8 protein-coding genes and 8 pseudogenes are annotated in these 12,516 nt (G+C 36.2%); 14 read left to right on the top strand and 2 right to left on the bottom strand.

The window, feature by feature from the left end; translation table 11 throughout:
- Together JCM13188_RS18440 and JCM13188_RS07615 are read right to left on the bottom strand one after the other, a co-directional pair.
- Window positions 1-162: Y-family DNA polymerase (locus JCM13188_RS18440; RefSeq protein ID WP_500796494.1), on the bottom strand; the 162-nt coding region annotated here is incomplete at its 3' end.
- 193 nt (window positions 163-355) lie between these two features.
- Window positions 356-1,284: pseudogene (locus JCM13188_RS07615) on the bottom strand (aldo/keto reductase).
- A 100-nt stretch (window positions 1,285-1,384) separates the two neighbouring features.
- Between JCM13188_RS07615 and JCM13188_RS07610 the strand changes: the two are divergent.
- The 14 genes and pseudogenes from JCM13188_RS07610 to JCM13188_RS07545 all read left to right on the top strand — a co-directional run bounded on the left by JCM13188_RS07610 (window position 1,385) and on the right by JCM13188_RS07545 (window position 12,492).
- Window positions 1,385-1,931: pseudogene (locus JCM13188_RS07610) on the top strand (NUDIX domain-containing protein).
- A gap of 5 nt (window positions 1,932-1,936) precedes the next feature.
- Window positions 1,937-3,117, top strand: a pseudogene (locus JCM13188_RS07605) (endonuclease Q family protein).
- A gap of 82 nt (window positions 3,118-3,199) precedes the next feature.
- Window positions 3,200-3,397, top strand: coding sequence for a hypothetical protein (locus JCM13188_RS07600; protein WP_054753232.1), 198 nt, complete (start codon window positions 3,200-3,202; stop codon window positions 3,395-3,397).
- Between the two features lie 94 nt (window positions 3,398-3,491).
- Window positions 3,492-3,668 carry a stage II sporulation protein M gene (locus tag JCM13188_RS07595; protein WP_279401536.1) on the top strand — a complete coding sequence of 59 codons (177 nt, stop codon included), beginning with the start codon at window positions 3,492-3,494 and terminating at the stop codon, window positions 3,666-3,668.
- Window positions 3,669-3,934: 266 nt separating this feature from the next.
- Window positions 3,935-4,390 carry a ferric iron uptake transcriptional regulator gene (fur, locus tag JCM13188_RS07590; RefSeq protein ID WP_054753228.1) on the top strand — a complete coding sequence of 152 codons (456 nt, stop codon included), beginning with the start codon at window positions 3,935-3,937 and terminating at the stop codon, window positions 4,388-4,390.
- A 190-nt stretch (window positions 4,391-4,580) separates the two neighbouring features.
- Window positions 4,581-5,445 (top strand): annotated as a pseudogene (gene xerD / locus JCM13188_RS07585) (site-specific tyrosine recombinase XerD).
- Between the two features lie 64 nt (window positions 5,446-5,509).
- Window positions 5,510-6,691 (top strand): phosphopentomutase, encoded by a 1,182-nt coding sequence (gene deoB, locus JCM13188_RS07580; protein WP_054753226.1) that lies wholly within the window; start codon window positions 5,510-5,512, stop codon window positions 6,689-6,691.
- Between the two features lie 13 nt (window positions 6,692-6,704).
- Window positions 6,705-7,521, top strand: a pseudogene (locus tag JCM13188_RS07575) (purine-nucleoside phosphorylase).
- A 22-nt stretch (window positions 7,522-7,543) separates the two neighbouring features.
- Window positions 7,544-8,847, top strand: a pseudogene (locus tag JCM13188_RS07570) (pyrimidine-nucleoside phosphorylase).
- 214 nt (window positions 8,848-9,061) lie between these two features.
- Window positions 9,062-10,222 carry a D-alanyl-D-alanine carboxypeptidase family protein gene (locus tag JCM13188_RS07565; protein WP_054753225.1) on the top strand — a complete coding sequence of 387 codons (1,161 nt, stop codon included), beginning with the start codon at window positions 9,062-9,064 and terminating at the stop codon, window positions 10,220-10,222.
- Between the two features lie 94 nt (window positions 10,223-10,316).
- Window positions 10,317-10,667, top strand: a pseudogene (spoIIAA, locus tag JCM13188_RS07560) (anti-sigma F factor antagonist).
- Window positions 10,664-11,106, top strand: a pseudogene (gene spoIIAB / locus JCM13188_RS07555) (anti-sigma F factor). Before spoIIAA ends, spoIIAB begins: the two co-directional pseudogenes overlap by 4 nt.
- Before the next feature lie 4 nt (window positions 11,107-11,110).
- Window positions 11,111-11,854, top strand: coding sequence for an RNA polymerase sporulation sigma factor SigF (gene sigF / locus JCM13188_RS07550; protein ID WP_054753238.1), 744 nt, complete (start codon window positions 11,111-11,113; stop codon window positions 11,852-11,854).
- Between the two features lie 134 nt (window positions 11,855-11,988).
- Window positions 11,989-12,492, top strand: coding sequence for a stage V sporulation protein AA (locus tag JCM13188_RS07545; RefSeq protein ID WP_279401535.1), 504 nt, complete (start codon window positions 11,989-11,991; stop codon window positions 12,490-12,492).
- Window positions 12,493-12,516: the final 24 nt, after the last annotated feature.

Below are 12,516 nucleotides of genomic sequence, written 5' to 3'. Positions count from 1 at the left end.
CTGCCAAAGGGCTTCAGCTGTCTCCACTCCATATTGTTTAGCAATTGGGCAAGCAGCTAAAATGATACCGCTACGCCTCTCAGGATCGCCGGCTACCACAACTGGTTGGTGTTGCAACTTAGGATCAGCTGACTTTTCGATTGATGCATAAAATGACTGCATATCCACTAAAAAATGATTTTTTCCATAGTATCCCTCTTTTTTAAATAAACAGAACTTTTGTTCGTGTTTATATTATATGCGAACGCATGTTCTTTTATCAATAGAAATTCATGACAAAAGACTCATAAACGACATAAAAAAGCCCTAAAGTCTATTGCCTGAGGACTTTAGAGCTAAACGTTTCTAACTAACATTATTGACGATGCTGCTTATAAACATTGGCTTTAGTGATTTGTTTTAACTTTTTAATCAGATCTTCTGAAAGCTGTGCTGCCTCATAAGCACGAACATTATCTAATACTTGCTCAGGCCTACTTGCACCGAGTGCTAAGCTGCTAACAGCTGGGTGATTAAGAACATAACCAATGGCTAAAGATTGAGGTGATAGATGCGCCTCATTGGCAAGATCTTGTAATGATGTCACAACAGATTTTAACTGATCTGCATCATAATCAAGGAATCCATCTTGACCTTTTTTCTGCCACTGACTCTGTCCTTTATTGGTGAGCATTCCTTTACCAAGTGCACCGCGAACTACAACACCAATATTATGGTCATTGAGATGGTCTAGTAATTCTTCTTCGGGGCGGCGGTCTAATAAGCTATATTGCATCATCACACTTACCATATCAGACCGTTCAACAAATCGGTTAATAACATTTGGACGGATGGAGGAGATACCATAATAACGAATTAACCCTTCTTGCTTGAGTTCTTCAAATGCTTCAATCACTTCATCAGTTGGATCTTCAATTGTTCCTCCGTGAAGCTGATAAAGGTCAAGATCATCTAAACCAAGACGAAGTAGGCTGTTTTTAATAGCTTCTTTTAAATAAGCTTTCGAAGGGTCCCAGTACCAACCATCCTTACCTGGTTCAAAATGATTACCACCTTTAGTCGCGATAATCAATTGGTCACGTTTACCTTTGATCGCTTGTCCAACAATTTTTCGTTTTGTCCGAAGTCATATAAATCAGCCGTATCTAAATAATTAATTCCTTGATCGAGAGCTGTGTGGATGACGTGGGAAGCTTGGGTAACATTCGTACCTAAATTCATACATCCTAAAGCAATCTCAGAGACATATAAATCTGTGTTTCCTAACTGACGCTTTTTAACCATTTTGAATCACTCCTTCTTTTTCTATTTTAAAAACAAGATCCTATTAAAAACAACTTATAAAATGGTTTATGCTAAAATAAATGGCAGAAAGGGGATTGTTATGGTAAAGAAATTTGAAGAAAAGACATTATCGAGTGAATCCATTTATAAGGGGAAAATTATTGATGTAAAAATAGATGAAGTTAAGCTGCCTGATGGTAAACGTCGAAGAGGGAATTAATTGATCATCCAGGAGCAGTTGCAATTATTGCCTTAACTGATGAAGGTAAACTGGTGATGGTTGAACAATATCGAAAGCGTTAGAGAAAAGTATTATTGAAATTCCTGCAGGAAAACTAGAAGCTGGTGAAAAGCCTGACATGACTGCTAAAAGAGAGCTTGAGGAAGAAACGGGTTACCGAGCAGAACAATTAGATTTTATTGTTTCTTATTATACGTCACCAGGTTTTGCGAATGAGATTATTTATGTTTACAAAGCAAGTGGACTTAAAGTGGTTGAAGATCAATTGCAGGGCGATGATGATGAGTTTGTTGAATTAATTGAAGTAACTTTAGATGAAGCGGTAAAACTAATTGAAGAACAACGAATTCATGATGCAAAAACAATTCATGCCGTTCACTATCTTATGCTACAAAATAAAGGATGAAATAAATGAGTTTAAATAGTTATTACGCCGACCTGCATGTACATGTTGGAAGAACGATTCATAATAATCCTGTTAAAATATCTGCATCTAATAATTTAACCATTTCAAATATATTTGAGTATGTTCGGGAGAAGAAAGGGTTAGATCTTGTTGGTGTTATTGATGCTCATGTACCTGAAGTAATTGAAGAAGTTGAAGATTTACTAAAAAATGATTGTTATGAGCTGGACGGTGGTGGTATTTCAAACGGAGCTGTCACAATGTTATTAGGGTCAGAAATTGAACTGTATGACGAGAATTGTGCAGGCCCTATTCATGTATTATGTTTTTACCAACGCTCGAAAAAATGAAGCGCTTCTCAAACTGGTATCAACAATTTGTTAAAAACCCTACATTAAGTTCACAGCGTATGTATATACAAGCTCAAGAACTTCAAAAACAAGTGAAAGCATTTGAGGGACTATTTATTCCAGCACATGTTTTTACTCCATTTAAAAGTTTATACGGCAAAGGGGTTAAGACGAGTCTTTTGGAAGTATTTAATCCTGATTTAATTGATGGAGTGGAACTTGGGTTAAGCTCTGATACGTCGATGGCAGATACAATCCATGAATTACAACCCTATACATTTCTAACTAACTCAGATGCTCATTCATTAGAAAAAATCGGTCGTGAATATCAAAAATTGCGTTTAGAAGCACCAACCTTTCATGAATTAAAACTCGCATTAAATGAATTTAAAGGAAGAGAGGTTATCGCAAACTATGGTATGAACCCGCTCCTAGGTAAGTACTATACAACGATTTGCCGAGGGTGTCATCAACGAATTGAGTATACTAAGATCTGTCCGAATTGCGGATCGAAAAAGGTCATTAAGGGGGTAAGTGAACGAATCAAAGAAATCAGTGCAACTCAAGGTGCTAGTAACCGAAAAAGACCTCCTTATGTTCACCAAGTTCCTTTAGAATATATTCCAGGACTTGGACCTAAAACACTAGAGAAATTAAGGGATGTTTTACACCATGATATGTATATCATTCACAAAGCAACATATGAAGAAATCAAGTCGCATAGCCAAAAGCAATTAGCAGAACGAATCCTGCAGTTAAGACGAGGAGAGCTTCATATTAATCCAGGTGGTGGCGGGACTTATGGCAGCGTTATCGTGCAGAAGAACAAAAAATAAATTCAAATAATCTACTTGGTTCTATATTTGTTTCTACTTTCATAGGATTTTACTAGAGCTAGAAACGAATGGAGGAACCATAATGAAACGTTGGTTAAAGGGGTCGTCCTATACATTAGAACCTTATATGAGTTTATACATCTTTCTATTTGTCCTATTTGTAATCGGAGTGATCTTTGGAGCTAGCATGGTCGGTAGTTTTAAGCTTTTTGCAAAACAAGATTTATTGTTTTTGTTGAGCAATATTTTCAGTCCATTACAGAGTCATCTAGATTATTAACGATTGGAGAACTATTTAGTGCATTTTGGACGCACGGAAAGTATGTGACGTTTTTATTCTTGTTCGGGTTATCATTTATTGGGTTACCTATTGTTTGGTTTTATTATTCTTAAAAGGGATTGTTATTGGGTTTACAGTAGGATTCCTAGTCAATCAATTATCTTGGAAAGGGTTTCTATTATCTATAACATCAGTTGCGCCTCAAAATTTATTAATTGTTCCAGCATATCTATTAATTGTAGCTAGTAGTATGATTTTTGTATTCATGTGATGAAGATGCTGTTTTCAAAAGGAAAAAGTCATTATACAATCGGCCAGGCTACGATGCTTTATTTTAAAAGTTATTTAATTGCATTATTAATTATTCTTGGCGGTTCCATTTTAGAGGCATTTGTCTCCACACAATTATGCACATCATTTTAAAATAATTATAAACAAATAACTGTTATCAAATTATAAATTAAAATTATTATAATTTGACACTATCCTTCCTCTTCCATATAATTAATTATGTAAAGTAAGAGGGGGGGATTCTTCATGGAAAACCGCATTGAAAAAATAAAGAAACAATTACATTCTCAAAGTTATAAATTAACCCCACAAAGAGAAGCAACTGTTAGGGTATTACTAGAACATGAGGAAGATCATTTAAGTGCGGAAGATGTCTACCTCCTCGTGAAAGAAAAGTCACCTGAAATTGGTTTAGCAACTGTTTATAGAACACTAGAATTATTGTCTGAACTAAAAGTAGTCGATAAAATTAACTTCGGTGACGGAGTGTCGAGGTACGACTTAAGAAAAGAAGGTGCTGAACACTTTCATCATCATTTGGTTTGCGTAGAATGCGGTTCTGTTAAAGAAATTGAAGAAGATTTATTAGGTGATGTTGAAAAATTAATAGAATCACAGTGGGAATTTAAGGTTAAAGATCACCGGTTAACCTTTCATGGTATTTGTAAAGACTGTCAATCAAAACAACAAGATGATAAATAGGTTACATAGACTACCTTTTTTCAAATAGAGAAAAAGGTTTTTTGTTTTAAACAGAGAAGCCAGATTATTAAATTGTTAGTATATTTGTAAATTAAAGAATATTAATCTTGAGAGCCGCTTGTTTTGAAATGGCTTTATGTAAGTCTTAAAATAGAGGAGGCATCGGGATGGAAGATGCAATAAAGATTACATTCACTTTCTGCAAATTGAAAAAGGACTTGCTGATAATTCTATTGCTTCATATAGAAGGGACCTTAACCAGTACATTAAATTTCTAGAAAAGGTTGAAGGGCTAAAAGAAGTTGGTCAAATTGAAAGGCATCATATAAGAGAGTTTTTAAAGCACTTAAATGAAGCTGGTAAGTCAAGCTCAAGCATAGCAAGAATGATTTCAACGATTCGTTCTTTTCATAAATTTATTATACAGGAGTTTGGCGTTAAACATGATGCATCACTACATATACAAAACGCCAAAAAAGGAACGTACCTTACCAAAAGTATTATCTAATCAAGAAGTGGAAGCGTTATTAGACTTTGATGGTACGGATTCTCTTGATTTAAGAAATAAAGCCATGCTTGAGACGCTTTACGCTACAGGATTACGTATAACAGAATTGTTATCATTAAAAGTGAATGATTTGCATTTATTAATGGGCTTTGTACGTATTATTGGTAAGGGTGGTAAGGAGCGAATTGTTCCTTTAGGTCAGCATGCAAAAAATTCAATCGAAGAATACGTTGAACATGCAAGACCTGAGCTCATTAAGCAGAACAACACCGATGCACTCTTTCTTAACCACCGAGGAAAACCGATGACGAGACAAGGATTTTGGAAGATCCTTAAAATCATTGCTAGAGAAAGAGGAATTAAGGCAGAACTAACACCGCATACCTTACGTCATTCATTTGCGTCCCACTTACTTGAGAATGGGGCGGATTTAAGAGCTGTACAAGAAATGTTGGGACATGCTGATATTTCAACAACACAAATCTATACCCACGTTTCTAAAACTAGGATGAAGGATATTTACCAAAATTACCATCCTAGAGCATGACCTATGTTATAGTTTTTAGTTGTGGGTAAAATGTTAGAGACATCAAAATTGGAGGTAATCAACCATGGAACAACCGTTTAATCGTGTATTTTTAATTGTAATGGATTCTGTTGGAATAGGAGAGGCGCCAGATGCTAAAGAATTTAACGATGAAGGTGCCGACACTCTAGGACATATTGCTGAACATATGAATGGGCTTACAATGCCAAACATTGGTAAGCTTGGCTTAAGTAATATAAGAGAAATCAAAGGAATTGATCCTGCCAGTAAACCGATGGCGCATTACACTAAAATGGAAGAAGCATCAGTTGGTAAAGATACGATGACTGGCCATTGGGAGATTATGGGGCTTAGAATGGATCAGCCATTCCGTACGTTCCCTGAGGGATTCCCGGATGATCTAGTACAGAAAATTGAGGAGAAAACAGGACGTAAAGTAATTGGTAATAAACCAGCTTCAGGAACTAAAATTATAGAAGAACTTGGTAAAGAACATATGGATACTGGAGCACTCATTGTTTATACTTCAGCAGACCCTGTATTACAAATCGCTGCTCATGAAGAAATTGTACCATTAGAAGAATTATATGAGATTTGTGAAACAGTTCGTGAAATGACTAAAGAGGATCCATACATGATTGGAAGGATCATCGCGCGTCCATTTGTCGGAGAGCCTGGTAACTTTGAGCGTACATCCAATCGTCATGACTATGCCCTCAAACCATTCGGACGTACAGTCATGAATGAACTGCAAGATGCTAATTATGATGTCATTGCTTTAGGTAAAATCAGTGATATTTATGATGGCGAAGGTGTAACTGAAGCATTACGCACCGATGATAATAATGATGGAATGGATAAATTGTTACAAAGCATAGAACAATCCTTTAATGGTTTAAGCTTCTTGAACTTGGTAGATTTTGATGCTAAGTTTGGGCATCGCCGTGACCCTCAAGGATACGGTGAAGCGCTAGAAGAGTTTGATCGCCGTTTACCAGAAGTTTTAGAGAAATTAAATGAAGATGATCTCCTAATTATTACAGCTGACCATGGTAACGACCCTATTCATCATGGTACAGACCACACTCGTGAATATGTACCTTTATTGGCATACCACAAAGAAATTAAAGAAGCTAAACAATTACCGCTTCGCGAAACGTTTGCTGATGTCGGTGCAACTATTGCTGATAATTTCAACGTTAAAGCACCTGAATATGGCAAAAGTTTTCTAAATGATCTTAAGTAAAGGAGTCGCAATAATGATTGAACAAATTAATGAGTCTAAAGCATTTATTGATCAACATCTAGAAGGGAAACAACCTCATATTGGATTAATTCTTGGTTCTGGGTTAGGAATACTAGCGGATGAAATTGAGAATCCAATCATTATACCTTATAAAGAAATTCCAAACTTCCCGACTTCAACTGTAGCAGGGCATAAAGGGCAATTAGTCATAGGTGAGTTACAAGGTAAAAATGTCATTGCCATGCAAGGTCGATTCCACTATTACGAAGGATATTCGATGCAGCAGGTGACTTTCCCGGTACGTGTCATGAAAGCATTAGGTGTTGAGAAACTAGTGGTAACAAATGCTGCTGGAGGGATTAATGAATCATTCGATCCAGGGAATTTAATGTTAATTAAAGATCATATTAATATGATGGGCGATAATCCATTAATTGGTCCGAATGAAGATGAATTAGGCGCAAGATTTCCTGATATGTCCCAAGCGTACGACCGCGAATTAATGGAAGTAGCTAAAAAATTGCGCTTCAGATTTAAACTTGACTCTTCAAGAAGGCGTATATGTTGGAAATACTGGACCAGTATATGAAACAGGTGCGGAAGTTAAGATGTTACGTACATTAGGTGGAGATGCTGTTGGAATGTCGACTGTTCCAGAAGTTATTGTTGCGAGTCATGCAGGTATCGATGTGCTTGGCATCTCGTGCATCTCAAATATGGCAGCAGGGATATTAGATCAGCCTCTATCACATGATGAAGTCATTGAAACAACTGAAAAAGTACGTGAAGATTTTATTCAACTAGTGAAAAAAGTCATCGGAAAGATGTAATTTATAGCAGGAGTGTATAAAAATGAGAATGTACGATGTAATCGCTAAAAAGCGAGACGGTAAACATTTAACAGAGGAAGAAATTCAGTTTTTTATAGAAGGTTATACTGATGGTTCAGTACCTGATTATCAAGCCAGTGCTTTAGCTATGGCAATTTATTTTCAGGATATGAATGATGACGAACGTGCGGCATTGACTATGGCAATGGTTCATTCAGGAGATACGATTGATTTATCGGACATTGATGGAATTAAAGTTGATAAGCATTCAACAGGAGGAGTTGGCGATACAACGACACTTTGCTTAGCGCCATTAGTAGCGTCAGTTGATGTCCCAGTAGCCAAAATGAGCGGACGCGGATTAGGTCACACGGGTGGCACGATTGACAAACTTGAATCAGTACCAGGATTTCATGTTGAGATTAGTAGTGATGAGTTTGTTAATTTAGTTAATAAAAACAAGTTAGCCGTTATTGGTCAAACAGGAAACCTAACTCCAGCTGATAAAAAGCTATACGGTCTAAGAGACGTAACAGCAACCGTTAATTCGATTCCTTTAATTGCAAGCTCAATAATGAGTAAAAAAATAGCTTCAGGCGCAGATGCCATCGTATTAGATGTGAAAACAGGTGCTGGAGCATTCATGAAATCAAAAGAAGAAGCTGAAGAATTAGCTAAAGCTATGGTTTCAATTGGAAATAATGTCGGACGTCAAACAATGGCGGTCATTAGTGATATGAGCCAACCTTTAGGGCGCGCGATTGGTAATGCGTTAGAAGTTAGGGAAGCTATTGATACCTTAAATGGTCGTGGCCCTGAGGACTTAACAGAGTTAACCTTAACTCTTGGCAGTCAAATGGTCGTTTAGGTGGTAAAGCTGAAACGCTTGATGAAGCTAGAAACATGTTAGAAGAAAATATACAAAATGGTAACGCCATTAAAAAGTTAAAAGAATTTTTATCTGCACAAGGCGGTGATGCATCAGTAGTTGATCAACCTGATGCTCTACCACAAGCGGCACATAAGTTCGAACTTGAAGCAAAAGAATCAGGTTATGTAGAGAACATGGTAGCGGATGAAATTGGCCATGCCGCTATGATGCTTGGAGCAGGCAGACAAACAAAAGAGTCAGAAATTGACTTAGCAGTAGGAATTGTACTAAATAAAAAAGTAGGCGATTACGTGGAAAAAGGTGAATCTATTTTAACCATCCATGCTAATCAAACGGATGTAGATGAAATAAAAGAAAAGTTATACAATAATATTTCCATTAATTCGTCAGAAGTACAAGCGCCGCAGCTCGTTCACCAGTTAATCAGTCAATAATTTTATTGTAGTTGCTAAGACAAATCGAAAAAGATGATCTCGAAACTGATTCGGGATCATCTTTTTTTGTTTTTATAGAAACAAATTGAAGGTAATTTTTTCTCGAATTATAACTCCCTCTTTTACAGCACACGAACCCTCAATATTTTTGAAAAACTTGTAATAAAAAATAAGACCATGGAAAAAATATGAAACATGAAATGGAGGGAGTATCATGCGAAAAATAATAACATGTCTTATTGTATTATCGTTATTTGTACCAAGCTCAAGTATGTTTGCTCAGGAAGCAGCTGAAGTAAACAATTTAATTGAATCATCGAAGTCTGCAATCTTAATGGAAGCGGACACAGGTGAGATTATGTTCAAGGAAAATGAATCAAAGAAGCTACCACCAGCAAGTATGACGAAGGTTATGACGATGCTTCTCATCATGGAAGCTCTCAATAACGGCACGATTTCTTTAGATGAAAAAGTCAGAATTAGTGAACACGCTGCTTCTATGGGAGGAACGCAAATTTATTTAGAGCCTTTTGAAGAAATGACAGTAAAAGATCTGTTAAAGGGAATTGCCGTTGCTTCTGCCAATGATGCATCGGTAGCCATGGCAGAGAAAATTGCTGTTACTGAAGAGGCTTTTGTTGAAAAAATGAACCAAAAAGCAAAGGACCTCGGATTAAAAGATACGAATTTTAAAAACTCTACTGGCTTACCAGAAAAAGATCATTATTCTACAGCTCATGATATGGCTGTCATGGCCAAAGCTTTATTGGAATATGAAAAAATTACAGATTATACAAGTATTTATGAAGATTACCTTCGTAAAGGAACTGAAGATGAATTTTGGCTAGTGAATACGAACAAACTCGTTAAGTTTTATCAAGGTGTTGACGGACTTAAAACAGGATACACTTCTGAAGCTAAGTTTTGTCTAACGGCTACGGCTAAAAGGAATGATATGCGAGTCATTGCAGTAGTGATGGGAGCGGATACGGCAAAAGATCGCAATAGAGATATATCGAACTTATTAGATTATGCATTTGGTCACTATGACCTTAAGCGTCTTTACTCAAAAGGTGATTCAGTCTATGAATGGGAGCCATTACGTTCCAATCAAAAGATTAGTGCTACTCCAAAATCGAATATTTCATTGCTACTTAAAAAGGGCGAATCTATACAAGATTATAAAACTGAAATTATTAAAGGTTCTATTAACAAATGGCCCGTTAAAAAAGGTGATGAAGTAGGAAAAATTCGAGTTTTAAAAGGTGAACAAAAAGTAGGGGAATATCCTTTAGTTGTTGCTCAAGAAGTTAAAGATGCGAATATTTGGACTTTATGGAAGCGAGCACTAAGATCAATTCACCAAGGTAAATAACGTCGAATTAACACTTCTTTTGTCATGTGGCAGGAATTAGACGAATTTAAAAAGAAAGACTCAATAGCTTATTTTTAAGAAGGAGGAAAAAGCGTTGAGTCTTATTTCACATTTTGAAAAACGAGAAGATGTTTTACTGGTAAGACTAGTTGGTGAACTCGACCATCATGAAGCTGAACAACTAAAGGAGAAGTGGAAAGAACAATTAGCTGATACAAGTATTAAGCATGTAGTAGTGAACTTAGAAAAATTAGCATTTATGGACTCTTCTGGATTAGGTGTGTTTCTAGGGCGTTATAAAGAAGTAAAGCAATTAATGGTGAAATGGTCATTTGTTCATATAATCAATCTGTTAAGCGTCTGTTTGAACTATCAGGATTATTTAAATTAGTCCGCACGGCTGATAATGAAGAGGCTGCCCTAGACGTTGGGGGTGGCATCATGAATAATTACATGAAAGTCGATTTTGCAGCAAAAAGCGAAAATGAATCTTTCGCTAGAGTAACAGTTGCTTCTTTTATTGCACAACTTGATCCAACCGTTGATGAACTAACTGAGATTAAAACGGTAGTTTCTGAAGCTGTTACTAATGCGATTATTCATGGTTATGAAGAAAATGAAGAAGGTATTGTGACACTTGAATGCTTTATCCGAGAAGGTGAAGTTGAATTAAGTATCATAGATCATGGCCGTGGTATCGAGAATGTAGATGAAGCCACTCAACCAATGTTTACGTCAAAACCTGAACTAGAGCGATCAGGTATGGGTTTTACCATTATGGAGAATTTATGGATAATATTACGGTAGATTCACAAATGGGTTTTGGTACAACGGTCACAATGAAAAAGAAGTTCAATCAAAATGAAGCCGCCTCACATAGGTGATGGTATGAATGGTAACGGTAAAACTAAAGAAGAGAAGCAATTAACCGCAGATGAAGTAAGAAAATTGATTGAACGCAGTCAGGCGGGTGACGAATCAGCGAGAGATGAACTTGTTCAGAAAAATACTCGTCTAGTGTGGTCTGTTGTCCAACGCTTTTTAAACCGAGGCTATGAGGCTGATGATTTGTTTCAAATTGGCTGTATTGGCCTAATAAAATCCATTGACAAATTTGATCTATCGTACGATGTGAAGTTTTCGACGTATGCAGTTCCAATGATTATTGGTGAAATCCAACGCTTTATTAGAGATGATGGGTCAATTAAAGTAAGTAGGTCGCTAAAAGAACTTAATCATAAGATCAAAGCAAAGATGGATGAGATGTCAAAGTCAAATGGGCGATCTCCATCAATTGTTGAATTAAGTGTAGCCTTAGATATACCTAAAGAGGATATTATCTTAGCTCTAGAGGCCAATCAAAATCCACATTCTATTCATGAGACAGTATTTGAGAATGAGGGAGACCCAATTACATTAATGGATCAAATAGCTGAGAAAGACTCGAGCTGGTTTGATCATATTGCACTTAAGGAGGCAATAAGACAACTAGACTCACGGGAAAGGTTAATTATTTATTTGAGATATTTTAAAGATCAGACGCAATCTGAAGTGGCTAAACGATTAAACATATCTCAAGTGCAAGTTTCTCGTTTAGAGAAGAACATATTAGAACAATGGGTTACTTATTAAATAAGCAATGAATGAAGCTCTTACCAATTTGGTAAGGGCTTTTCTAATTTTGTACATGTAAAAAACACTAATGTACATAATAAATTTATAGAACCATACTGAGTCGAAATTTTGGAAACTGGAGCTGATTGTTAATGGCGCAGGTCATTTACTTGAGGTTAAAGCCTAAACAAGTCGTAAATATTGACCAGCAAATTTACTTAAAAGATTTGGCATGGATCAGTACCAATGATGACGAAGTTAAGAAAAAACTGTCAACATTATACTTGCATACCGTTTCGAAGAATGATCAAACCTATAAAGTGTTTGACTTATTTACCATTATTGAAAAAGTTCACACCCTTTATCCAGAATATGAAATTGAGTCAGTTGGAGCAACACAAGCCATTTTAGTCATTTATCAGCCAAAACCTAAAATATTTCCATTGTATGTTCTTTTTATATGGCTACTACTATTTGTAGGTGCTGCCATGGCTATTATGAATTTTCACTTTGATGTCAGTATGGAAGAGGTTCAATCGACATTACATGAAATGATTTCATCCGATCAAGAGAACAGAAGTGTCCTTTGGCTTCAAATCCCTTACTCAATTGGTTTAGGTCTTGGTATGATCCTATTTTTTAACCACTTTTTTTAAGAAACGTCTTAATGAAGAACCTAG

It is taken from the genome of Piscibacillus salipiscarius JCM 13188, assembly GCF_001311865.1.
Taxonomy (GTDB): domain Bacteria; phylum Bacillota; class Bacilli; order Bacillales; family Alkalibacillaceae; genus Piscibacillus; species Piscibacillus salipiscarius.
Note: the sequence above shows the minus strand (reverse complement) of the source record. Positions and strands in the feature narration are given on the sequence as shown.

Excerpts from the sequence above, each read along its gene's own strand:
- JCM13188_RS07600 (WP_054753232.1), top strand. The coding sequence starts at position 3,200 with ATGAAACGTTGGTTAAAGGGGTCGTCCTATACATTAGAACCTTATATG.
- sigF (WP_054753238.1), top strand. The coding sequence starts at position 11,111 with ATGAATGGTAACGGTAAAACTAAAGAAGAGAAGCAATTAACCGCAGAT.
- JCM13188_RS07545 (WP_279401535.1), top strand. The coding sequence starts at position 11,989 with ATGGCGCAGGTCATTTACTTGAGGTTAAAGCCTAAACAAGTCGTAAAT.
- JCM13188_RS07565 (WP_054753225.1), top strand. The coding sequence starts at position 9,062 with ATGCGAAAAATAATAACATGTCTTATTGTATTATCGTTATTTGTACCA.
- fur (WP_054753228.1), top strand. The coding sequence starts at position 3,935 with ATGGAAAACCGCATTGAAAAAATAAAGAAACAATTACATTCTCAAAGT.
- deoB (WP_054753226.1), top strand. The coding sequence starts at position 5,510 with ATGGAACAACCGTTTAATCGTGTATTTTTAATTGTAATGGATTCTGTT.